Annotated in this window: 20 protein-coding genes; 5 read left to right on the forward strand and 15 right to left on the reverse strand. The window is 71.2% G+C overall.

Features of this window, described 5'->3' with window-relative positions:
* Window positions 1-18: 18 nt before the first annotated feature.
* The 3 genes from ACFV88_RS10700 to ACFV88_RS10710 are packed head-to-tail and all read right to left on the reverse strand — an operon-like array spanning window position 19 to window position 3,213.
* Complete coding sequence (locus ACFV88_RS10700) at window positions 19-918, reverse strand: hypothetical protein (protein ID WP_385488444.1); 900 nt, start codon at window positions 916-918, stop codon at window positions 19-21.
* Window positions 911-2,206, reverse strand: coding sequence for a condensation protein (locus ACFV88_RS10705; protein ID WP_385488446.1), 1,296 nt, complete (start codon window positions 2,204-2,206; stop codon window positions 911-913). The genes ACFV88_RS10700 and ACFV88_RS10705 overlap by 8 nt, the downstream gene beginning before the upstream one ends.
* The gene (locus ACFV88_RS10710; protein WP_385488449.1) at window positions 2,203-3,213 is read right to left on the reverse strand and encodes a polyprenyl synthetase family protein; all 1,011 of its coding nucleotides are present in this window, start codon (window positions 3,211-3,213) and stop codon (window positions 2,203-2,205) included. The genes ACFV88_RS10705 and ACFV88_RS10710 overlap by 4 nt, the downstream gene beginning before the upstream one ends.
* A 491-nt stretch (window positions 3,214-3,704) precedes the next feature.
* Here ACFV88_RS10710 and ACFV88_RS10715 point away from each other — a divergent pair, with 491 nt between their 5' ends.
* Entirely contained in the window at window positions 3,705-5,027 is a 1,323-nt protein-coding gene (locus tag ACFV88_RS10715; protein ID WP_385488451.1) for a hypothetical protein, read from the forward strand.
* A gap of 316 nt (window positions 5,028-5,343) precedes the next feature.
* Entirely contained in the window at window positions 5,344-6,717 is a 1,374-nt protein-coding gene (locus ACFV88_RS10720; RefSeq protein WP_385488454.1) for a hypothetical protein, read from the forward strand.
* A gap of 6 nt (window positions 6,718-6,723) precedes the next feature.
* Here the strand turns inward: ACFV88_RS10720 and ACFV88_RS10725 are convergent, their stop codons facing one another.
* On the reverse strand, window positions 6,724-8,052 hold the full coding sequence (locus tag ACFV88_RS10725) for a class I SAM-dependent RNA methyltransferase (protein ID WP_385488456.1): 1,329 nt from the start codon (window positions 8,050-8,052) through the stop codon (window positions 6,724-6,726).
* A gap of 115 nt (window positions 8,053-8,167) precedes the next feature.
* Complete coding sequence (locus ACFV88_RS10730; RefSeq protein ID WP_385488458.1) at window positions 8,168-10,216, reverse strand: APC family permease; 2,049 nt, start codon at window positions 10,214-10,216, stop codon at window positions 8,168-8,170.
* Between the two features lie 424 nt (window positions 10,217-10,640).
* Here ACFV88_RS10730 and ACFV88_RS10735 point away from each other — a divergent pair, with 424 nt between their 5' ends.
* Entirely contained in the window at window positions 10,641-11,312 is a 672-nt protein-coding gene (locus ACFV88_RS10735) for a potassium channel family protein (RefSeq protein WP_385488460.1), read from the forward strand.
* Window positions 11,312-11,989, forward strand: a complete 678-nt coding sequence (locus ACFV88_RS10740; RefSeq protein WP_385488462.1) for a potassium channel family protein — start codon at window positions 11,312-11,314, stop codon at window positions 11,987-11,989. The genes ACFV88_RS10735 and ACFV88_RS10740 overlap by 1 nt, the downstream gene beginning before the upstream one ends.
* Before the next feature lie 108 nt (window positions 11,990-12,097).
* Here the strand turns inward: ACFV88_RS10740 and ACFV88_RS10745 are convergent, their stop codons facing one another.
* The 8 genes from ACFV88_RS10745 to ACFV88_RS10780 form a co-directional block, all read right to left on the reverse strand.
* Window positions 12,098-12,889, reverse strand: coding sequence for a DUF3159 domain-containing protein (locus ACFV88_RS10745; RefSeq protein WP_385488464.1), 792 nt, complete (start codon window positions 12,887-12,889; stop codon window positions 12,098-12,100).
* Window positions 12,890-12,892: 3 nt separating this feature from the next.
* A complete protein-coding gene (locus tag ACFV88_RS10750; RefSeq protein ID WP_385488467.1) occupies window positions 12,893-13,297 on the reverse strand; it encodes an OB-fold nucleic acid binding domain-containing protein in 405 nt (134 codons plus the stop codon).
* Window positions 13,298-13,398: 101 nt separating this feature from the next.
* A complete protein-coding gene (locus ACFV88_RS10755) occupies window positions 13,399-14,082 on the reverse strand; it encodes a response regulator (protein ID WP_385488469.1) in 684 nt (227 codons plus the stop codon).
* An 85-nt stretch (window positions 14,083-14,167) separates the two neighbouring features.
* Entirely contained in the window at window positions 14,168-16,714 is a 2,547-nt protein-coding gene (locus ACFV88_RS10760) for an ATP-binding protein (RefSeq protein WP_385488471.1), read from the reverse strand.
* A 227-nt stretch (window positions 16,715-16,941) separates the two neighbouring features.
* Window positions 16,942-17,613, reverse strand: a complete 672-nt coding sequence (locus ACFV88_RS10765; protein ID WP_385488699.1) for an ABC transporter ATP-binding protein — start codon at window positions 17,611-17,613, stop codon at window positions 16,942-16,944.
* 234 nt (window positions 17,614-17,847) lie between these two features.
* Complete coding sequence (locus ACFV88_RS10770) at window positions 17,848-18,621, reverse strand: DUF3710 domain-containing protein (RefSeq protein ID WP_385488474.1); 774 nt, start codon at window positions 18,619-18,621, stop codon at window positions 17,848-17,850.
* 1 nt (window position 18,622) lies between these two features.
* Entirely contained in the window at window positions 18,623-19,126 is a 504-nt protein-coding gene (dut, locus tag ACFV88_RS10775) for a dUTP diphosphatase (RefSeq protein WP_385488701.1), read from the reverse strand.
* 53 nt (window positions 19,127-19,179) lie between these two features.
* Window positions 19,180-19,764, reverse strand: coding sequence for a PaaI family thioesterase (locus ACFV88_RS10780; protein WP_385488476.1), 585 nt, complete (start codon window positions 19,762-19,764; stop codon window positions 19,180-19,182).
* A gap of 89 nt (window positions 19,765-19,853) precedes the next feature.
* Between ACFV88_RS10780 and ACFV88_RS10785 the strand changes: the two genes are divergently transcribed.
* Window positions 19,854-20,312, forward strand: a complete 459-nt coding sequence (locus tag ACFV88_RS10785; RefSeq protein ID WP_385488479.1) for a DUF3093 domain-containing protein — start codon at window positions 19,854-19,856, stop codon at window positions 20,310-20,312.
* Between the two features lie 69 nt (window positions 20,313-20,381).
* On the opposite strand, the gene ACFV88_RS10790 is transcribed toward ACFV88_RS10785, so the two are convergent.
* On the reverse strand, window positions 20,382-21,389 hold the full coding sequence (locus ACFV88_RS10790) for a hypothetical protein (RefSeq protein ID WP_385488481.1): 1,008 nt from the start codon (window positions 21,387-21,389) through the stop codon (window positions 20,382-20,384).
* Window positions 21,390-21,402: 13 nt separating this feature from the next.
* Window positions 21,403-21,699, reverse strand: a complete 297-nt coding sequence (locus ACFV88_RS10795; protein ID WP_351243711.1) for a DUF4193 domain-containing protein — start codon at window positions 21,697-21,699, stop codon at window positions 21,403-21,405.
* Window positions 21,700-21,998 lie beyond the last annotated feature (299 nt).

Consider the following 21,998-nt stretch of genomic DNA (forward strand, 5'->3'; position numbering starts at 1 on the left):
CGCAGGCGTGGAGGATGCTCAACGGGCCGGTGTCGCATAGCGGTCGGGCATGCGCAGGGTCAGCAGGCCGGCGAGGAAGTCCCGCAGGCCGTCGAGGTGGGCGCGGCCCGCCTCGGTGGTGCTCCGGTGCAACTCCTCGTACCGCAGCTCCACCTCCGCCGACGCGTGCGCGAGCATGGCCCGGACACGCGTCCTGGCCTCCTCGGCGCCGATGCCCGGGTGCTCGGCACGCAGCAGGGCGAGCGTGTTCGCCGGTACCGCGTCAGGAGGGCCGGCGGCATGCTCCGTCTCCCATGCGGCGGACGCCAGGTCGTTGAAGAGGGCGACGACGTCGGCGAACCGGTCGCGCAGCACGCGCATCGAGGGTGCGCGCAGGAGTCCGGGGGGCACGGCGTGTCCGGTCGCGACCTCGACGAGCACCGGCAGGACCCGTCCGAAGGAGAGGTGGCGGCGCATCGCGAAGAAGGTGTCGGTGTCGGCCCCCGGAGCGCTCTGTTCCCACAGCACGGCAAGGAAGTAGCCGCGCAGTGCGTCGGCGAGCCGGTCGTCCTGTTCGGGGCCGAGTACCGCTCGGCAGCGGGCGCGGACCGCGGCGAAGGCCGCCACGGCCGATCCGACCCCCACAGGATGCGGTACGCCGTCGGGCCGCTCCAGCGAGGCCACCAGCCGGGCCACGGCCAGGGAGGTACGGACTCCGGCGCGTTCGTAGTGGTCGTCGAAGGCGGTGAGCCAGGTGAAGACATCGGTGATCACCATGAGGGCGTCGTCGTCCGCGGCGGGGAAGCAGCGCGCCACCGCGCTGCCCACCCGGGCAGCCGCCACCCGCCGGACGACCCCCTCGGGCACCATGTCCCACGCCCGCAGCACCGCCTCGGCGTGCACGTCCAGTCGGGCCCGGTCCACGGCGGCGTCACTCATCGCCGGCTCCCGACGTCCGGCGGGGCACGACTCTGGTGGTGCTCGCGGGCGTGGCCGCCGCGGCCAGGCGTTTCAGTGACCGGTCGAGGCCGGCGGTGAACGCTGCCGCCTCGTCCGCGCCGAACCAGGCGCGGGGGAAGGCGGTGTCGAGCCCGAGTCCCTGCGGTGTGCTGGTGGCCAGTACCACGGGGAACGGACCGGGCGGTTGGGAGAAGAGCCGCAGTCGGCTCGCGGTGTGACCGGGCGGTAGACCGAGCCGCAGGGGCCGGCCGGCGAGGTTGGAAACGCTCAGGGTCACCGCGGCGGGCGCCTCACCGGTGAGTTCCGCCATGACGTGCCGGGCGGCGAGGAGTTCCAGTTCGGGTACGCCGTCGCGCAGGGCGTCGCGCAGCTGCCCCAGGATCTCCGGCGCGCGGTCGCGGGCGTCGTCACCGGGCGAGTGCGAGGTGAGCGTGGCGACCGGCCCGGCGCCCATGACCAGACGGTCGCGCGGTACGGCTGGGGTGACCCGAGTCCGCAGGTCGACGGCCGAGACACAACTCATTGGCAGGTCACCCGGGACCGGGATCCGCTCGCGGATCACGCCGAGAGCGGCGGCACACAGCAGAGTGTGCGGGGTCGCTCCGCACTCACGCGCCACGTCCCGGAAGGCGGCGTAGCTCTCGCCCGCCAGCTCGACCCGGCCCAGGTGCGCTCCGCTCTCACCGCGCGCGGTCGCGCAGAGGGTGGCGGCCCGTCGCGACGGCATGCCCGCCGCGCGGGCGGCGAGGTAGGCGGCGAGCCGGTCCGGGCCGATCACGCCGGCGAACCATCTGCCAGCCGGCTCCGGCAGGCCGTCGCAGCGGCGCCCGGCGGGCCGCGGTGGTTCTCCCCGGAGCCGAGCGGTGTAGGCGTCCCACAACCGGCGGTGCAGTTCCAGCACACTGGCGCCGTCGCTGACGGCGTGGTGGACGGCGGTGACCACCTCATGGACGCCGTCCGGTCCGGGGACGACGGTGACGCGCAGCAGCGGTCCGTCCAGAGGGAAGGGGGCGGTCAGCGCTTCATCGCCACAGATGCCGCGGTGCAGACGGGGTGGGGCGGGGCGGTTCGGCAGGCTCAGGGTGAGGCCGGACGTTCCCGCTTCCAGCCGCGCGAGCAGGACCGGCTCCTCCTCGGCGAGGCGACCCACCGCCTCGTCCAGCGCCAGGAGGTCCAACGGTCCCTCGATGGTGGAGGAGACAGCCACCTGCTGATCCACGCCCGCGAGCAGCGCTTCCGCAGGCTCCAGGTCTCGTGACGTGCTCATGACACCTCCGATGCCGTCGAGGTCCGCTCGAAAGGCGAGGCGCAGGCCGACGCCGCCAGGGCACGCAGGTAGCGCGCGGGACCCGGGAGAGGACGGGCGCGCTCCAGGGCGGCCAGCGCCGCCTCGCGGTGGTGACGCATCCGGGCCTCGGTGTACGCGACCGCGCCTGCCTCGTGCAGCAGAACCCGTACGACGTCCGACGGTGGCGGCTGTCCGGCGGCCGTCCGGTACAGCCGGGCGAGCCTGCGACCGGCGGAGGTGGCCGAGTGCACTGCGGCGACGACGGGGAAGGTCTTCTTGCCGCGCACCAGGTCCACCGCGTCCGTCTTCCCCTCCAGACCCGGCTCCCCGCAGATGCCGTAGAGGTCGTTGGAGAGCTGGAACGCCAGCCCCACGTGGTACCCGAACTCCCGGTACCCCTGGACGATCTCCGGAGGGGCCCCCGCGGCCCGGGAGCCGAACAGACAGGCGGCCTCGAAGAGCGAGGCCGTCTTCCCCACCGCGAGGGCCAGGTACTCCGACTCCGTGAGGTCCGGGTTCGTCTCCGCCGCCAGGTCCGACGTCTGCCCCGCGCACAGCGCCAGCAGCGCGTCGGCCAGGACGGCCAGCAGTGCGCCGCCGCCCGTCCCGGCCGACAACACCCCGGGTGCACCAGTCCGCCCGGTCGCCTCGCGCAGCACCGTGAACGACAGGGCGAGCAGACCATCGCCGGCGAGAATCGCCTGGTCCGTTCCGAATCGCACCCACGCAGCCGGACGACCGCGGCGCGTTCGGTCGCCGTCCATGACGTCGTCGTGCAGCAGGGTGAAGTCGTGGACCATCTCCACCGCCACGGCCGCCGCCGTCGCGGCTCGCCGTTGGGCGTCATCCGGGGTCTCCCCACAGGCGTCCGCGCAGAGCAGCACCAGCGCGGGACGCAGCGCCTTCCCGCCCTTCCCCGCCGCGACCTCTCCGCCCCACCCCGCGTGATGTCCGACGACCGGGGCGACACCGGGAAGGAACCGCATGACGGCTTCTCGATAGCGGGCTTCGACGGTGGCGCGCGTGCTGTCCAGGAAGCGGCATAACTCGGCGGCCGGAACACACTCAGCGATCGGAGCCGACTCCGCGACGGCGGACGGCGCTGCTACCGGGGGCGACGGCTCGGGATCGAGCACTGCCGCGGGGTGCGGCGTGCGGGATAAGTCAGGGCGGGGAGCTGCGAGATCTGACATTTCTACTCCAGGGAGTAAAAGCGATACGCAGAAGCACGGAGAGTATGGCCAGAGGGAGTTCGGCGACGCAATGGCGCCTCCGCTTGGTGGTGACTGTCGGTCCGTGGAAGGGACGGGGCGAGGAACTGGTCGCGTTCGCCCCGCGGTCCACGGGCGGTCGCGGCCAGGTCGTGCGGAGTGGCGGATACCCGGGGCATGCGGCATCAACCCGGAGACGGCCGTGCGGCTCTCGCAACCGCTGCCATAGGGTGATCGTTTGACGACCGAGAAAGGTGCATCGCCTCGTGAATTCAGTCCGCAAGTACAGCAGTTCAGCCTTGATCGCCGCCCTCGCGATGGTCTTCGCTGTTGGCTGTACCCAGCAGCCCGAGCGTGTCGATGCCGCCCCTTCAGCCCCGACCGGCAAGCAGACGTTACCGGCCCGCGCCGTCCATGATCCCCCGGCGGAGTTCGACACCCAGGCTGGCGTCCTCATGCCCTGGGAAGCTTCATCCGGGCTGCTGAGCGTCGGCGGAACCTGGCTGGGTGACAGCAAGATCCCGGTGGCGCTCCACAAGGACAAGGCCTACGTGGCGACCCTCGACCGTCTGCTGGCCTTCGACACGACCACCGGTTCGCTCACGGCCACCATCACTCCCACGGCTGATGCGCTGAGCGTGCTCAGCCGGGACGACCGCAACAGCGCCGCTCCTCCGGTCGTCACCCCAGGTGCCGATCCGCTGGTCCTCGCACCGTTCTTCGTACGGCGGCCCGGAGTCGGAACCCAGGCAGCCACCAACTTCATCGAGCTCACGGCCACCAACGCGTCCAGCGACAAGGTCGACTGGAGACTGCCCCTGGCCCTGTCGTCCTGGACCAAGGACGGCAGCCCGCGCACCGTCTCGGTCGTAGGAGCCTCGGAGAAGGTCGCCATCGTGACGGTCAGCACCGGAGCGTCCTCACTGTTCTCCGCTGCCACCACCTACGGCATCGACCTCACCGCACGCCGTGTCCTGTGGACCAAGGACCGGTTCGAGGCGACCGCCGTAACCGGAAACATCGTGGCAGGCGAGCTGGAAACCTCCGACGGGACCTACGAATCCGCACGCGGTTACGACCTGCTCACCGGCACCGAGCGCTGGCGCGGAGAGGACCGTCTCAACCTCGACGTGCAGCCCGCCGGACCACACCTCCTCCTCGTCCGGGCACGGCACAAGGACGACTACCGCGTACATGTCCGGCAGTTCCTCGATCCCGCGACCGGCACGGTGAAGCACGAGGCCCCGGAGGACATCGCCGGCTCCCGCTGTGACCATGATGGGCAGAACACCGTTGTCTGCTCCTGGAACCAGGGAAACCTCTCCAAGGTCTGGGCCTTCAACGACCGCACCGCCTCCCTGCTGTGGCAGCTGCCAGACCAGACTGCCAACCGCATCGCTCCGCGGGTAACAGCCGTCTGGAACGGACGGGTCTACGGCAAGACGGACAACGGCCCCCTCGCTCTGGAGTCACGGACCGGAGCGGACCTGCCGACCCGCCCAGGTGTCGCCCCCTTCCTCGTCAACGGGTACACCGGACTCGCCCTGTCCTCGGAAGACGGCCTGACCGCGTACCCGGCCGCTGGGTGACCGGGGTGCTGCCCGGTCGACGACCCCGGCTGAGGATGGCCGCCGCCGCACAGAACCGGGCATCGGATGAGAGCTGCCGGCAAGGCCGCATGCCGTGCCCGCCGCTCCGCCTTTGCTGAAGTTCGCTGGCGGGCTCCCTAATCGGGGAGCCCGCAGGCCTGTCCGGTCCACGCAACCTGGGGTCGGTGAGTGCGCTAGAGCCGTCCTTCTCCGTTTCGGACTCTCGAATGCGCCCCTGCACACTTGCGTGCTCCGGTTCTCGATCCCCTACCCTCGCCGGGTTCGTGAAGCGCCCGCCCAAGCCGTAGGGGACGCATTGAAGCCTGCCAAGAAGGTACTTCTCGATCTCGACGCATCATCGAACATCTCCGTCCGGTCCAACGAGGAACTGCTCGGCAAGGTGCAGTCCGCGATCGCCGCGGACGACAAGGCACGCAGGAAGAAGGAAGCCGAGCCGCTCCGCCGCAAGCCGGTCCTGTCGGACATTGCGAGCGCCGAACTTGACCGCCGGACACGTGTCTCCATGTGGGACGTCCTTCACACGCTCGGACGGGCGATGTCCCTGTCCTGGAAGGGAGCCGGGCGCGGCCTTGCGGAGCACTGGGGAGCCCTGAAGTACAGCCAGGCGCTGACGGGCAGCCCCGACTCCTTCCTCGGGCTGACGACCGAAGGGCGGAAGATCGCCGAACGGTACAAGAACATCCAGTCGCACGAGCTCGGCATCGCCTTCGGACTCACCCTCGCCAAGCAGATGCTCGGGCGCAGGTTCCCCGAGCACTCGGTGAGCATCGTCCCCGCCGACGCTGTCCTGCGTGCCGGATGGGCCCTCACCAGCAGGGAAAAGGGCAACAAGGTCAGGTACGGGTACCGACCGCAGTACTTCGCGGAGGTCTGGCGCCCCGGAGATCCGTCCTCTGTGATTCCCATCGCCACCAAGGGAAACCACAGCAACGCGGCCATCTCAGCAGGGCAATTGGCATCCGCGTCGGCACATGCCGAGGCCGTGCACATCGGCGCGTGGAACGAGACCCCGAGCCTGCTGTTCAGCACGGAGCTGCCCGCAGACGGCACAGTGACCGTCCACGCCCTACAGGCTCCGGGCCGTGACGGCCTGCTCGCCGTCCCCTCTGGCGGGAGCAGGGCCGACCTGGACTCCGATCCGGTGCAGAAGAATCCCTTTCCGGGAATCCAGCCGCCCCGGGAAAGGGGCTTGATCCGCGAGCCCGTGCCCGGCTGCCACGTGACTCCCGAGTACTTCAGGTGGTTCCAGCAGGTCCTCGGGCATACGGCGGCGGCCGGTCTCATGGCCTTCACCGGCTCCGGCCGGGGCACCGCCCGCTATCTCACCGAGCGGCAGGGCAACGACCGTTTCGACGACATCGAGCACGCCGCTGCCGGCAGCGTCCAGGACATCGGCCACCGACTCTTCGGACTCGCCTACGCCGGCACCGACCACGTGTTCCGGCTGAACGGCCCCCGCGTCGAAGCCTTCTCCGGCATGGACGAGGAACTCTTCGACCTCCTCGCAGCAGGAAAGGTCGAGGAGTACCGCATCCGCGTGCACGCGGCCCGGCATACCCGTCCCCGGCTCGCCTGGGACAAGAAGTGGGGTGGTCCCGTCTCCGTACATGCCGACGGGTCCGTCCTCGCCATCCGCCTGCTGCCTGGTCAGCGAGTGAAGCGCAGCTAGCGCAGCTCAGGCGCCCTTCTTCACCGGCTCCAGGATCGCCACGCACTCCACGTGGTGCGTCATCGGGAAGAGGTCGAAGGCGCGCAGCGTCCGTACGCGGTAGCCGGCCTCGCCGAAGGAGGCGAGGTCCCGGGCGAGGGCCGCCGGGTCGCAGGCGACGTACGCGATGCGGCGGGCGCCCAGTGCGGCGAGTTGCTCCACCGTGCGGCGTCCGGCACCGGCCCGCGGAGGGTCGAGGACGACCAGGTCCGCCTCGGTGATGCCGGTACGGGGCAGCACCTGCTCCACCTTGCCCTGCTCCACCCGTACCCGCGGGAAGTCCCGCAGGTTGTGCCGCGCGTCCTCCACGGCCCGCTTGCCCGACTCGATGCCGAGGACGGCTCCCCGCTCACCGACCCGATCGGCGAGCGCGCCCGCGAACAGACCGACCCCGCAGTAGAGGTCGAGCGCGGTGTCGCCCTTGCGGGGCAGCAGCCCCTGCATCACGGCCTTGACGAGCGTGTCCGCCGCCTTGGGGTGCACCTGCCAGAAGCCGCCGTTGCCCACCCGGTGCGTGCGCTCGTCGGCCCGTTCGCGGACGAAGGGGCGGCCGTGGACGCGGTGCACCCCGCCGTCGTGTTCGTCGACGCGCAGCACGGACACCGGCCGGTCCAGCTCGACCAGCGGGAGCCGGGCCCCGGGGCGGGGGGTCAGGATCACCTGGCGGTCCTGGGAGCCGGTCGCGGCGATCGCCTCGACCGAGGCCATGCCCGGCCAGCTACGGGCCTCGATGCCCAGTTCGGTCACGCCCTGCGCGGCGATCATGCAGTGGTCGATCGGCTCGATGTCGTGCGAGCGGTGCCGGCGCAGCCCCGCCCGGCCCTCCTCGTCGACCGCGTACTGCACCCGGGTCCGCCACGCGGGGACCTCTCCGGCGGGCAGCTTGTCGCCCTCGGCGGGCATCACCGTGCCGTCCCAGCCGACGTCCTCGGGCGTGAGGCCCGCGAGGCGCTGGAGCTGTTCGGCGATGACCTCGCCCTTGAGCCGCCGCTGGGCGCCGGGCTTCGCGTGCTGCCAGTCGCAGCCGCCGCAGCGGCCCGGGCCGGAGAACGGGCACGGTGCGGGCACCCGGTCCTTGGAGGGGTCCCGCACCTCCACGGCGTCCGCGCGCAGGAACCGGGAGTCGTCGTCGCCGTCCGTGACGCGGGCGAGCACCCGCTCGCCGGGGAGTGCGTGGCGCACGAAGAGCACCCGGCCGTCCTCGGTGCGGGCGACGCAGTGGCCGCCGTGGGCGACCGGTCCGACCTCGACCTCGTACTCCTGGCCCACCAGCGATTTCTTCGGTTCTGCCTGCATGGCGGGGTGACTCCACAAGAGGTGAGGGAAGGCTGCGGGACAACAGCCCACCAGTCTACGTGCCCGGTGCGGGTGCAGCGGGCCGTCACCGTACGGAGCGACCCCGTCGGCCGGCTCAGTCCTTGCCCGTGGGCTCCTTGGCGCGCTTCTCGACGGGGCCCCGTCGCACCGCGCCTGGGGCGTTCCACTCCTGGCGCCTGCGGGCCCGCTTCTTCGCCGCCTCGGAGGACTCCAGCTGGTAGGGCACCGAGGTCACCATCACTCCGGGGGTGAACAGGAGCCGTCCCTTGAGCCGCAGCGCGCTCTGGTTGTGGAGCAGGTGCTCGTACCAGTGGCCCACCACGTACTCGGGGATGATCACGCTCACCGCCTCCCGCGGCGACTCCCGGCGCAGCCCCTTCACGTACTCGATGACGGGCCGGGTGACCTCGCGGTAGGGCGAGTCGAGGACCTTGAGGGGGACGTCTATGCCGCGTCGGTCCCACTCGTCCTTGAGGGCCTTGGTCTCCGTCGGGTCGACGTTGACGCTCAGCGCCTCCAAGGTGTCGGAGCGCATCAGCTTGGCGTAGGACAGGGCCCGCAGGGTGGGACGGTGGAGCTTGGAGACCAGGACGATGGAGTGCACCCGGGAGGGCCGCACCACGTCGTCGGTGGGCTCCTCGGGGGCGCTGATCTCCTCGGCGACCCGGTCGTAGTGGCGGCGGATCGCGGTCATCGTCGCGTAGAAGATGACCATGCCGAGGAGGGCGACCCAGGCGCCGTGCGTGAACTTGGTGACCAGGACGACGACGAGCACCAGGCCGGTGAAGAAGGCGCCGAAGGCGTTGATGGCCCGGGACCGCTTCATGTGGCGGCGCCGGTCCGTGTCGCGCTCGGTGCGCAGGAGCCGGTTCCAGTGCCGCACCATGCCGGTCTGGCTGAGGGTGAAGGAGACGAAGACACCGACGATGTAGAGCTGGATCAGTCGGGTGGAGTCGGCGCCGTAGACGACGACGAGGAGGGCGGCGGCACCGGCGAGGAGGACGATCCCGTTGGAGAAGGCGAGCCGGTCGCCGCGGGTGTGGAGCTGGCGCGGCAGGTAGCGGTCCTGGGCGAGGATCGAGCCGAGCAGCGGGAACCCGTTGTACGCGGTGTTCGCGGCCAGGAACAGGACCAGCGCGGTCGCGGCGGCGAGCACCACGAAGAGGAAGGTGCCGTCCCCGAAGACGGCGGCGGCGACCTGGGAGATCACCGGGTCCTGGACGTAGGAGTCGCCGACCGGGGCGCCGTTGTGGACCAGGTCCTTGGCCGGGTTCTCGGCCATCCGCACGTCGGAGGCCATGGCGAGGCCGATGATCCCGCAGAACATGGTGACGGCGAGCAGGCCCATCAGGGCCAGGGTGGTCGCCGCGTTCTTGGACTTGGGCTTGCGGAACGCGGGCACGCCGTTGCTGATCGCTTCGACGCCGGTGAGCGCGGCGCAGCCCGAGGAGAAGGCCCGCAGCAGCAGGAAGACCAGGGCGAAGCCGGCGAGCCCCTGGTGTTCGGCCTGGATCTCGAAGCCGGCGGTGGGCGCCTTGAGGTCGTCGTCGAGGACGAGGCCCCGGAACGCGCCCCAGGCGATCATGGTGAAGACCGCGGTGACGAAGACGTAGGTGGGGATGGCGAAGAGCTTCCCCGACTCCCTGACCCCGCGGAGGTTCATCAGGGTGAGCAGCACGATCATGCTGACCGCGACGAGCACCTTGTTCTCGACCACGAACGGGATCGCCGAGCCCAGGTTCTCCACGCCGGAGGAGATGGACACGGCGACGGTGAGGACGTAGTCGACGAGCAGCGCGCTGGCGACCGTGAGGCCGGCCTTGGGGCCGAGGTTGGTGGTGGCGACCTCGTAGTCGCCGCCGCCGCTGGGGTAGGCGTGCACGTTCTGCCGGTACGACGCGACCACCGTGAACATCAGGACGACGACCGCGAGGGCGATCCACGGGCTGAAGTGGTACGCCGACACGCCCGCGATGGAGAGCACCAGCAGCACCTCGCCCGGCGCGTACGCCACGGAGGAGAGCGGGTCGGACGCGAAGACGGGGAGGGCGATGCGCTTCGGTAGGAGCGTCTCCCCCAACCGGTCACTGCGCAGGGCGCGCCCGATCAGAAGCCGTTTGGGCACGTCGGTCAGTTTGGACACGCAGAGGATCGTATGCGTTCGAACGGGGGGCCGCCCACCCACCACCCCAGAACTGGTGGTGACGATTCGTCGCCGGTTCCCGGCCGTGCGGGAAGGTGCCGTGGGGCGACCGCGCGTGTGTAGCTTTGGCCCCGGTCTGAGACCCTGTTAAGCCTGAGTCGTCACGATCGGCGGGGACTTGGCAAAGCCCGGGTCAAGCCTGGGTCAAGTCCGCAGGCCCCCGGCCCGCGCCCGTTCGCCGACTACTCCACGGGGCCGTGCGCGCGTCCCGTCCGTCACCGATGCCGGACAACCGCGGCGCCGTGACCGACGTCAACAACTTCAGCGACACCATCCGAATCCAGCCAGTCAGCAAGTCATCCAGTTCACACGAGTTCACTAGTTCCACTAGTTCAGCGAGAGATCGACAGTCGGAAGGACGGTCGTGCACATCGTCATCATGGGCTGCGGCAGAGTGGGTTCCGCTCTCGCCCAGACCCTGGAGCAGCAGGGGCACACGGTCGCCGTGATCGACCGGGACCCCACCGCCTTCCGGCGCCTGGGCTCCGGGTTCGGCGGACGGCGCGTCACGGGCATCGGTTTCGACCAGGACACCCTGCGGGAGGCCGGCATCGAGGAGGCGGGCGCCTTCGCGGCCGTGTCCAGCGGCGACAACTCCAACATCATCGCGGCCCGGGTGGCGCGCGAGATGTTCGGGATCGACCACGTCGCGGCGCGCATCTACGACCCGCGCCGGGCGGAGGTGTACCAGCGCCTCGGCATCCCGACGGTCGCCACGGTCCGCTGGACCGCCGACCAGATGCTGCGGCGGCTGCTGCCCTCCGGCGCCGAGCCGCTGTGGCGGGACCCGACCGGTGGGGTGCAGCTCGCCGAGGTGCACACCCCCACCTCGTGGGTGGGCCACAAGATCAGTCGCCTCCAGGACGAGACGGGGGTGCGGGTGGCGTTCCTCACCCGGCTGGGCGAGGCGATCCTGCCGACCTCGCAGACCGTGCTCCAGGAAGGTGACCTGGTGCACGTGGTGATGCGCCCGGACGACGTCGACAAGGTGGAGGCCGCGTTCGCCGAGGGCCCCGAGGAAGAAGGCGGTCACTGATGAGGGTCGCCATTGCGGGAGCGGGGGCGGTGGGTCGTTCCATCGCCGGTGAACTGCTGGAGAACGGTCACGAGATCCTGCTGATCGACAAGGCGCCGACCGCGATCTCGGTCGAGCGCGTGCCCCGGGCGGAGTGGCTGCTCGCCGACGCCTGTGAGATCACCTCGCTGGACGAGGCGGCGCTCCAGCGCTGCAACGTGGTCATCGCCGCCACCGGTGACGACAAGGTGAACCTGGTCGTCTCGTTGCTCGCGAAGACGGAGTACGGCGTTCCGCGGGTGGTCGCCCGGGTGAACAACCCCAAGAACGAGTGGCTGTTCAACGAGTCCTGGGGCGTGGACGTCGCCGTCTCGACGCCCCGGCTGATGTCGGCGCTGGTGGAGGAGGCGGTGAGCGTCGGCGACCTGGTCCGGCTGCTGCGCTTCAGCCACGGTGACGCCAACCTGGTCGAGCTGACGCTGCCCCCGGAGTCGGCGCTGGCCGGCACCCGGGTCGGTGACGTGGCGTGGCCGCAGGACACCTCCCTGGTGACGATCATCCGCGGCACCCGGGTCCTCGCCCCCACCCAGGAGGACTCGCTGGAGGCGGGCGACGAGTTGCTGTTCGTCGCGGCCCAGGCCCGCGAGGAGCAGTTGGAGGACCTGTTGTCGGTGCGGCGGGACCCCGACGAGGACTGAGCCCGCGCCCCGGACCGGGGCTGGAGGTGCGTGAGGGGCGCCCGGAATCGTTCCGGGCGCCCCTCACGCGGTGCTCGTTCGTGCTGCGAGGCGTTCGTGCCGCGGGGGCTATCCCGCAGCGTTCTCGCCGGCGGCCTTCGCCTCGGCCTTCTCGGCCTTCGCCGCCTTCTCGGCGGCTTCCCGCTCCTCCATCTCGGCGAACACGTCGATGGGGGCGGGCGCCTTCGCGAGGAAGACCCAGGTCAACCAGACCGCCAGCAGGAACGGCGGGATCTTCAGGGCGACCAGGACCCAGCCGAGCTGGGTGGTGTCGGCCCACCAGTAGAGCGGGAAGAGGATCGCGGACTTGGCCAGCAGGATGCCGCCCCAGGCGTAGCTCGCCTTGGCGTACGCCTTCTTGCGGCCGGGGTTGCGGGTCCGCCAGGAGAGGTTCTCCTTGAAGACCGGGCCGAGGACCAGGCCCATCAGGGGGACGCCCGCCAGGGTGGTGATGATGTAGGCGAGGCCGAGGCCGAGCGTGTAGAGCATGCCCGGCAGGTAGAAGTCCTTGGCGTTGCCGGTCATCATCGCGAAGACCACGCCGAAGGCGACCCCGAAGACACCGCTGAACGCGTGCTTGACGGTGTCCTTCATCACCAGCCGGACCACGACCATCAGCACCGAGACCACGAGGGCCGCGATCGCGGAGAGGTGGAGGTCCTTGTTGATCGTGTAGATGGTGACGAAGAGCAGTCCGGGAACGACCGTCTCGACCATCCCCCGGACCCCGCCGAACGCCTCGAAGAGCGCCGCCTCGGTCACGGTCCTGGAGTCCTCGCCCGCGGCGCCGTCGGAGGCCGTGGGCCCCGCGCCGTCCGGGGTCGGCTTCCGGTGGTCGGTCGGTTTGTCGAGGGACGTCACCGGCTACTCCCGTCCAAGGGGTCTGAGTTCGTACTTCGGGTTGAAGAGCACCCGGCGGCCCCGGCTCATCGCGACCCGGCCGGACGCGATGAGCCTGCGTCCCGGTTCGATCCCGACGATGGAACGCCTCCCCAGCCAGACCACGTCGAGCGCGGCCGAACCGTCGAAGAGCTCCGCTTCCAAGGCGGGCACCCCCGCCCGGGGGCGGAGGGTGACCGTGCGCAAGGTACCAGTAACGGTAACGATCTGACGGTCCTGGCAGTCACCGATGCGGATGCAGCCGGTCGTCTCGGCGTCCTCGCGCAGTTCCTCGGACTCCAGGTCCTCCTGGGACGCCGATATGTCCGCGAGCCGGCCGAGCATGCGCCGGAACCTGCCCGTCGGCTTCTCGGAACGTGGAGCACTCATAGGGGAAGGGTACCCAGTCTCCGGTGCCGACCGCCCGGGCTCGGGCCCGCGGCCCCTTCGACGGGCTCGGCCCCCTCGGGGGGGGACCGCGGGCGCGGCGGTCACCTTTCGAACCGGTACCCCATCCCCGGTTCGGTGATGAAGTGCCGGGGGTGGGAGGGGTCGGCCTCCAGCTTCCGCCGGAGCTGGGCCATGTAGACCCGCAGGTAGTTGGTCTCGGTGCCGTAGGAAGGTCCCCAGACCTCCTGGAGCAGCTGCTTCTGGCTCACCAGACGCCCGGCGTTGCGCACCAGCACCTCCAGCAGGTGCCACTCGGTGGGGGTGAGTCGCACGTCCCGGCCGGCCCGGTTGACCTTCTTCGCGACGAGGTCGACGGTGAAGTCCTCCGTCTCGACCACCACGTCGTCGTCACCGCCCCCGGTCGGTTCCGCCCGGCGCACCGCCGCACGCAGCCGGGCCAGGAGTTCGTCCATCCCGAACGGCTTGGTCACGTAGTCGTCGGCGCCCGCGTCCAGCGCCTCCACCTTCTCGTCGGAGCTGTGCCGGGCGGACAGCACCAGGATCGGCACCCGGGTCCACCCCCGCAGCCCCCTGATCACCTCCACCCCGTCCATGTCGGGCAGCCCGAGGTCGAGGACGATGACGTCGGGGTGGCGGGCGGCGGCGAGCTGGAGTGCGGTGGCGCCGTCGGGGGCGGCGTCCACCTCGTACTTCCGGGCCTTGAGGTTGATCACGAGCGCGCGGACGATCTGGGGTTCGTCGTCGACCACGAGCACCCGGGTCATGAGCGCCTGCCTTTCTGGTGGGCCGTGGCCCGGGTGACCGGGACCGGTTCGCCCGGGGCCGGGGCGGCCGGGGCGGGGTGCCCGGTCACGAGGTGACCTGGGCGGGGAGTTCCGGCCGCGGCCGGGAGCGGCCGGCTGCGGCGGTGAGGGTGAGGACCATGGTGAGGCCGCCGCCGGGGGTGTCCTCGGTGGCGAGGGTGCCGCCCATGGCCTCGGCGAAGCCGCGGGCGACGGCGAGGCCGAGGCCGACCCCGGCGCCGCGCGGGGCGTCCCCGTAGCGTTGGAAGGGTTCGAAGATGCGGTCCTTGGCCTCGTCGGGCACGCCGGGACCGCGGTCGACCACGCGCAGTTCGACCCGTTCGCCCAGGGTGCTCGCGGCGACCAGGACGCGCTGGCCCTCGGGGCTGTACTTGACGGCGTTCTCGACGACGTTGGCGACGGCGCGCTCCAGCAGTCCGGGGTCGACGCGGACCATCGGCAGCGCCTCGGGGATGTCCAGGCAGACGCTGCCCTCGGGCACGCCGACGAGCGCCATCGGGACCACCTCGTCCAGGTCGACCTCGCGGATCAGGGGTTGGACGGTGCCGGTCTGGAGGCGGGACATGTCGAGGAGGTTCCCGACGAGGTTGTCCAGCCGGTCGGCGCCCTCCTCGATCGCGGCCAGCAGTTCGGCCTCGTCCTCCTCGGACCAGGCGACGTCGTCGGAGCGCAGCGAGGACACGGCGGCCTTGATGGCGGCGAGCGGGGTGCGCAGGTCGTGGCTGACGGCGGCGAGCAGCGCGGTGCGGATGCGGTTGCCCTCGGCCAGGGCGCGGGCCCGGTCGGCCTCCTCCTGGAGGCGTTGCCGGTCGAGGACGACGGCGGCCTGTGCGGCGAAGGCGGCGAGCACCCGTCGGTCCTCCGCGGGCAGCACCCGCCCGGACAGCGCCAGCGCCATGTCGTCCCCGACGGGTACGTCGACGTCGGCGTCCTCGGGGCGCTTCACCGGGGCGGGGCCGACGCTGCCGGCGCAGGTCCAGGGGGCGACCTCGTCCTCGCGTTCCAGCAGGGCGACGGACTCCATGGCGAAGGTCTCGCGGACCCGGTCGAGCAGCGCGTCGAGGGAGGTCTCCCCGCGCAGGACGCTACCCGCGAGGAAGGAGAGGATCTCCGACTCGGCGCGCAGCCGGGCCGCCTGGTGGGTGCGGCGGGCCGCCAGGTCCACCACCGAGGCGACCGCCACGGCCACCCCGACGAAGATCACTATGGCGACGATGTTCTTGGGGTCGGCGATGGTGACGCGGTGCAGCGGCGGGGTGAAGAACCAGTTCAGCAGGAAGGACCCGAACGCGGCGGACGCCAGCGCCGGGAGCAGTCCGCCGAGCAGGGCGGCGGCCACCGTCAGGGAGAGGAACAGGAGCATGTCGTTGGCGAGCCCGAGGTCCGCGTCGACGTTGGTCAGCGTCAGGGCCAACAGCACCGGGCCGCCCACGCCGACGAGCCAGCCCCAGATGATCCGTTGCCGGCCGAGGCGGGCGGCGCCGCGCGCCACGGGCAGCCCGCGGCCCTTGGCGACCTCTTCGTGGGTGACGATGTGGACGTCGAGGTCGGGCCCGGACTCCCGGGCGACCGTGGCGCCGACTCCGGGGCCGAAGACGTACTGCCAGGTCCGGCGGCGCGAGGAGCCGAGCACGATCTGGGTGGCGTTGACCCCGCGGGCGAACTCCAGCAGCGCGGAGGGCACGTCGTCGCCGATGACGTGGTGGAAGGTGCCGCCCAGGTCCTCCACCAGGGTGCGTTGGACGGTGAGTTCCTTGGGGGAAGCTGCGGTGAGGCCGTCGCTGCGGGAGATGTAGACCGCGAGCACCTCACCGCCCGCACCCTTCTCCGCCAACCGCGCGGCACGCCGTATCAGCGTCCGCCCCTCCGGCCCGCCGGTCAGTCCGACGACGATGCGTTCGCGGGCCTGCCAGGTGCTGCGGATGTTGTGTTCGCCGCGGTACTGCTGGAGGTACTCGTCGACGCGGTCGGCGACCCACAGCAACGCCAACTCCCGCAACGCCGTCAGGTTCCCCGGCCGGAAGTAGTTCGACAACGCCGCATCGACCTTGTCCGACTGATAAATGTTCCCGTGCGCCATCCGCCGCCGCAAAGCCTGCGGCGACATGTCCACCAGCTCTATCTGATCCGCCCGCCGCACCACCTCATCCGGCACCGTCTCCCGCTGCCGCACCCCCGTGATCGACTCCACCACATCACCCAACGACTCCAAATGCTGGATGTTCACCGTGGAAACCACATCGATCCCCGCCGCCAACAACTCCTCCACGTCCTGCCAACGCTTCGCATTCCGCGACCCCGGCACATTCGTATGCGCCAACTCATCCACCAACGCCACCGCAGGACGCCGCGCCAACACCGCCCCCACATCCATCTCCGAAAACACCGCACCCCGATACCCCAACTCCACCCGCGGCACCTGCTCCACCCCGTGCAACATCACCTCCGTACGAGGCCGCCCATGATGCTCCACAAAAGCCACCACACAATCCGTACCCCGCTCCACCCGCCGATGCGCCTCCGACAACATCGAATACGTCTTCCCCACACCCGGCGCCGCACCGAGGTAGATCCGTAGCTTGCCGCGTCCCATGGCCCCATTGTCTTCCACTCGCGCCCGCGCACCGTGTCGGCCGCGCTCCGACGGTACAACCCATAAGTCCGACAAATCGGACGCGTGATCGACTGTTGCTCCTCCTTGACGCAACCCTGATACCGGGAGTCACCTGCGTCACGCGGGTACGGAGGTGCAGGTGGGACGGGGCGCGCCGGGCGGGAGACGGGTCGCGGACGGTCCGGGGCACTGCCCCCGGACGGCGCTCACACGCTCTCGACGATCTCCCCGTCGCTGAGTTCGAGGACCCGGTCCGCGAGGTCGAGCAGCGCCGTGTCGTGGGTGGCCACCAGCGCGGTCACGCCCTCGCTGCGGACGACCGCGCGCAGCAGTTCCATCACGGCGTGTCCGGTCTCGGCGTCCAGCTGGCCGGTGGGCTCGTCGGCGATGATCAGGGCGGGCTGGTTGGCGAGCGCCCGGGCGATGGCGACCCGCTGTCGCTGTCCGCCGGACAGCTCCCCCGGCCGCTGGAGGGCGTGGTCGGCGAGCCCGACCAGGGACAGCAACAGGGCGACCCGTTCGTCGCGCTCCCTGGGGGCGGCCTTGCGCAGTCTGAGCGGTACGCCCACGTTCTCGGCGGCGCTGAGGATCGGGATCAGCCCGAAGGACTGGAAGACGAAGCCGATCCGGTCCCGTCGCAGCTCCAGCAGGCCCTCCTCGCCGAGCGCGGCGAGGTCGTGGCCGTCGACGTGGACGGAGCCCTCGTCGGGTGCGTCGAGACCGCCGACGAGGTTGAGCAGGGTGGTCTTGCCGGAGCCGGAGCGTCCCTTGAGGGCGACCAGCTCGCCGCGCGGCACGCTGAAGGACACGCCCTTGAGCGCGTGGACGGCCGCCGCTCCGGTGCCGTAGGACCGCCGCAGGTTCTGCACCCGCACCATGGGGCCCTCGTCGACACTCTCCCTGACCTCGGCCTCAGCCGGCCCAGCTGCCCCCCGTGCCATACCCACTCCCGTACGCTCGTGCGACTCGCCCGACAGTATGGTCACGCCGCGCCACCGGGGGCAACGGGCCGTGCCCCGTGGTCGCCCGGGCGGGGGCGGACACGGGGCACGGGCACCGTTCGGCTCCGGCGCGCGACCCGCACGTCACGGCACCGGAGCGGGTACGAGGGCTCAGCGGATCTCGGTGATCTCCGGGCCACGGGCCAGCTGGCCCATTCCGCCGGAGAAGCGGGAACCGGCCTGGTCCTCCTGCTGCACTCCTTCGGGCACCATCTGCGCGTCGTTGGGGAGCTGGAGGACGATCGGGTCGCGGGGCGCCATCGGGCCGTCGCCCCGCACCACCACGGTGTCCCGGAAGATCTGCTCCAACAGCCCGGCGGCCTGCGGCTGCACCGCGCCCTGACCGGAGATGACCCCGCGCAGGAACCAGCGCGGGCCGTCGATGCCGACGAACCGCACGACCTGGAACCCGCCGGTGCCGTCCGGGAGTTGCACGGGGACCTGGGCCCGCAGCTCCCAGCCGAGGGGGCCCTCGACCTCGTCGATGACACCGCCCTGCTGGGTGATCCCGGAGGCGATCTCCTCGCGGACCTCGCCCCAGATGCCCTCCCGCTTCGGGGCCGCGAAGCCCTGGAGCTGGATGGCGCTGTCCTTGAGCACGACGGTCGCGGCCACGATCGCGTCGCCGGCCACCTCGACCCGCAGTTCCATGCCCTCGACACCGGGGACGAACAGTCCGCCGAGGTCCACCCGACCCTCGCTGGGGTCGCCGACCTCGGTGCTGTCCCAGGGGCCGTCGGGCCGCGGCTCGGGCTCCAGCCGTACGCGCTCCGCCTCGTCCGCCGCGTCCGCGTCGTCGACCTGCTCGGCCTCGCCCGCCGCGTCCGCCGCCGGCGCGTCTGCCGCGTCCTCGGGGGAGCTCATCTTCTTGCGACGTCCGAACACGTCATCGTCCTTCCCGGTCGGTTCCGACCGATCCGTATTGGTTCCCGCCCGCGAGCCCACCGGGGACGCCCACCGAGGCGTGACCGCCGGTGGACCCGAAGCCCCCTTCGGCCCGCGCCGAACCGGGAAGCTCCGCGACCTCGTGGAAGCGGACCCTCTCGACCTGCTGGACCACCAGTTGGGCAATCCGGTCGAAGCGCTCGAACCGCACGCTCTCGCGCGGATCGAGATTCACCACGATCACCTTGATCTCCCCACGGTACCCGGCATCAACCGTCCCCGGGGCATTCACCAAAGCAACACCGAGACGGGCCGCGAGCCCGGAACGCGGGTGCACGAAGGCCGCGTAGCCCTCGGGCAGCGCCACCGCGACCCCCGTCGGCAGGACGGCCCGTTCACCGGGGGCGAGGACGCGGGCCTCGGTGGTCCGCAGATCGGCACCGGCGTCGCCGGGCAGCGCGTACGCGGGCAGCGGCACCTCGGGGTCGAGTCGCCGTAGCAGCACGGGTAGTTCAGGGCGGGCTTGCGGGGCCGCGGGGACCGCGGAGTGCTGGTGCGTCACGGGTTCACCTCGAAGGCCCGGGTGCGACGGCGGGCGTCCGGCTCGCTCATGGCGGCCCGGATCTCCTGCGGGCGACCGTTGTCGATGAAGTGGTCGACCTTGACCTCGATGAAGAGGGCGCGGGCCCGTACCGCCTCGGGTCCGTCGGGGCCGCCGATCCGACCCGACACCCGGGAGTAGATCTTCCGCCCGGCGACCGCGACGACCTCCGCGTCGAGGTGCAGCACGGTGTCCACGGGCACCGGCAACAGGTAGTCGGTCTCCAGCCGGCCGGTGACGGCGATGACGCGCAGCAGCCAGTTCAGGGAGCCGAGCGTCTCGTCGAGGGCGGTGGCGAGGACGCCGCCGTGAGCGAGTCCGGGCGCGCCCTGGTGGACGGGGCGCACCGTGAACTCGGCCGTGACCCGCACCCCGTCCTGCGCCCGGGCCGCGAGGTGCAGTCCGTGGGGTTGCTCCTCGCCGCAGCCGAAGCAGTGGGCGTAGTGGGAGCCGAGCGGTTCGCCGGGCGCGGGGGCATCGGGGTGCCGTACCGGCGCTATGGCGTCCGCGGGGGGTGTCAGGACCGTAGAAGTACCACTCACAGGCGCAGACCTTACCCGGCCTCCCGGCCGCTCCCGGACGCCCGGGCCCCGCTCCCGACACGCCCGCCGACCGTGCCAAGCTAAGTGTTATGGACCTTTCGGCAGCGCCCTACGAAGAACGTCTCACCGCGCCCCGCACGTGGTGGCTCGTCGCCCTGCTGGCGGGGATCTCGTTCGCGTTGATCCTGTTGCCGTTCGGCGTGCTGGCGATGCTCGGCGGCCTGGCCGGCGGTACGGCGCTGGTGGCCGTGGTGACGAGTGCGTACGGCTCGGCCCGCATCCGGGTGGTGGGCGACTCCCTGGTCGCGGGCGACGCCCGGATCCCGCTGACGGCGCTGGGCGACCCGCAGGTGCTGGACGCGGAGGAGGCCCGCGCCTGGCGGACCCACAAGGCGGACCCGCGCGCGTACATGGTGCTGCGGGGGTACATCCCGACCGCGCTCCGCGTGCCGGTCACCGATCCCGAGGACCCGACGCCCTACGTGTACCTGTCCACGCGGACCCCGCAGGCCCTCGCCGACGCGCTGACGTCGGCCCGCACCGCCTGACCTCTCGTACGGGTCGGTTCCCCGCACGGTGGTCGCCGCGCGGGTTCCGGGTCGTCGGTGCCGATCGCCTCAGTGTCCGAGCGCGGGGCGGGTGGGGGTGGGGCCCAGCTCGTCCCGCGAGCCGGGGGCCACTGCGGGCAGCTGCTCCCAGGCGACCTGTCTCTTGCGCAGGTCGTCCCGGATGCGGCGGGCCAGCTTGTGGGTGTCCCGTCGGTTCATCACGGCTCCGACGGCCGCGCCGACCATGAACGGCATCAGGTTCGGGAGGTTGCGCACCATCCGTTTCATGATCTGCTGGCGCAGTTCCCGTTTCATGTGCACGCCGAGCGCGGCGTTGACCGTCGACGGCTTGGTCACGTCGATGCCCCGCTCCTGTGACCAGGTGGTCAGGTAGACGGTGGTGCGCTCCTTGACGCCGCCGGGCGGACGCTGTCCGTAGACCTCGTACAGCTCGGCGATCAGCTTCAGCTCGATCGCTGCGACGCCGGTGATCTCGGCGGCCAGCTCCGCGGGCATGGCGGGCGCCACCGGGAGCATCGCCGCGGCCCCGACCCCGGCGCCCACGGTCGAGGTGGCGTTCGCGGCGCCGAAGACGAGTTTGTCCGCGAGCTTCTCCGGCGGGAGGCCGGGGAACTGTCGACGCAGGGTCTCCAGGTCGCGCACGGGGACGCGGGGCGCGTTCTCGATGATCCGGTCGGCGAGGAGCGCCAGGCCCGCCCTGGCCCGGCTGCCGCTCTTGCGGACGCCCTCGCGCACACCTTCCCGCACGGCGGCCACACGGCCCCTGGCGGGCCCCTGAAGGCCCGCGACGGGGCTGTCCCCGGGGACCGTGCCAGCGGCCACCAGGGCGTCGGTCCAGGCCGCCGCGTCGTTCTGCGATGTGCTGTTCACGCGTATGACCTCCGTGTGCCGGGTGGCGCCGTCAGAGCCGTCCCGCGCTTCGAGCGAGGCCGGGTGGCCCCGCTCGTCGTCACGCGTGTTCGTGGACCGCTCTGTCGGTCCTGTGTCCGCTCCCCGATGCGAGAACTTCAAGAACTTCGGGGACCGGCGCTTCCGGGGTGGGGTCGAGCCAGTCACGGCCGACCCCGCCTCAGTCGCAGTCGCGGCAGATCGGCTGGCCGTTCTTCTCCCTGGCCAGCTGACTGCGGTGGTGGACGAGGAAACAGCTCATGCACGTGAACTCGTCCGCCTGCTTGGGCATGACCCGAACGGCCAGCTCCTCGTTCGACAGGTCCGCTCCGGGAAGTTCCAATCCCTCGGCCGCCTCGAACTCGTCCACGTCGACCGTGGACGCCGACTTGTCGTTCCGCCGGGACTTCAGTTCCTCAATGCTGTCCTCGTTGAGATCGTCATCGGTCTTGCGTGGGGTGTCGTAGTCCGTTGCCATATCGCTCTCCCCCTCTGGGTGTCTGCGGGTGTCTCCAGCGCTCGTAACGCGTGAGAGGCCGGACTTGTGCCCGACCTGAGGCGGAGATTTTGCCTCACATCAAGGTCTGTTACTCAATCGACACCCAACCGGACCCCCCAGGGGTGATCCGAGTGGATGGCGATCGGGACCCTATCCGGTCCGAATACTGCTGCTCACGGGTGCCACCCCGTGTACTTCCCGTGATCAGGACCCCCGAAAACCCGGACTTTCCCGGCCTCCCGGCGACCTGCTTGATCACGCAGAGTAGAAAGATGGAG

The sequence above is a fragment of the Streptomyces sp. NPDC059816 genome, from assembly GCF_042732055.1.
Classification (GTDB): Bacteria; Actinomycetota; Actinomycetes; order Streptomycetales; family Streptomycetaceae; genus Streptomyces.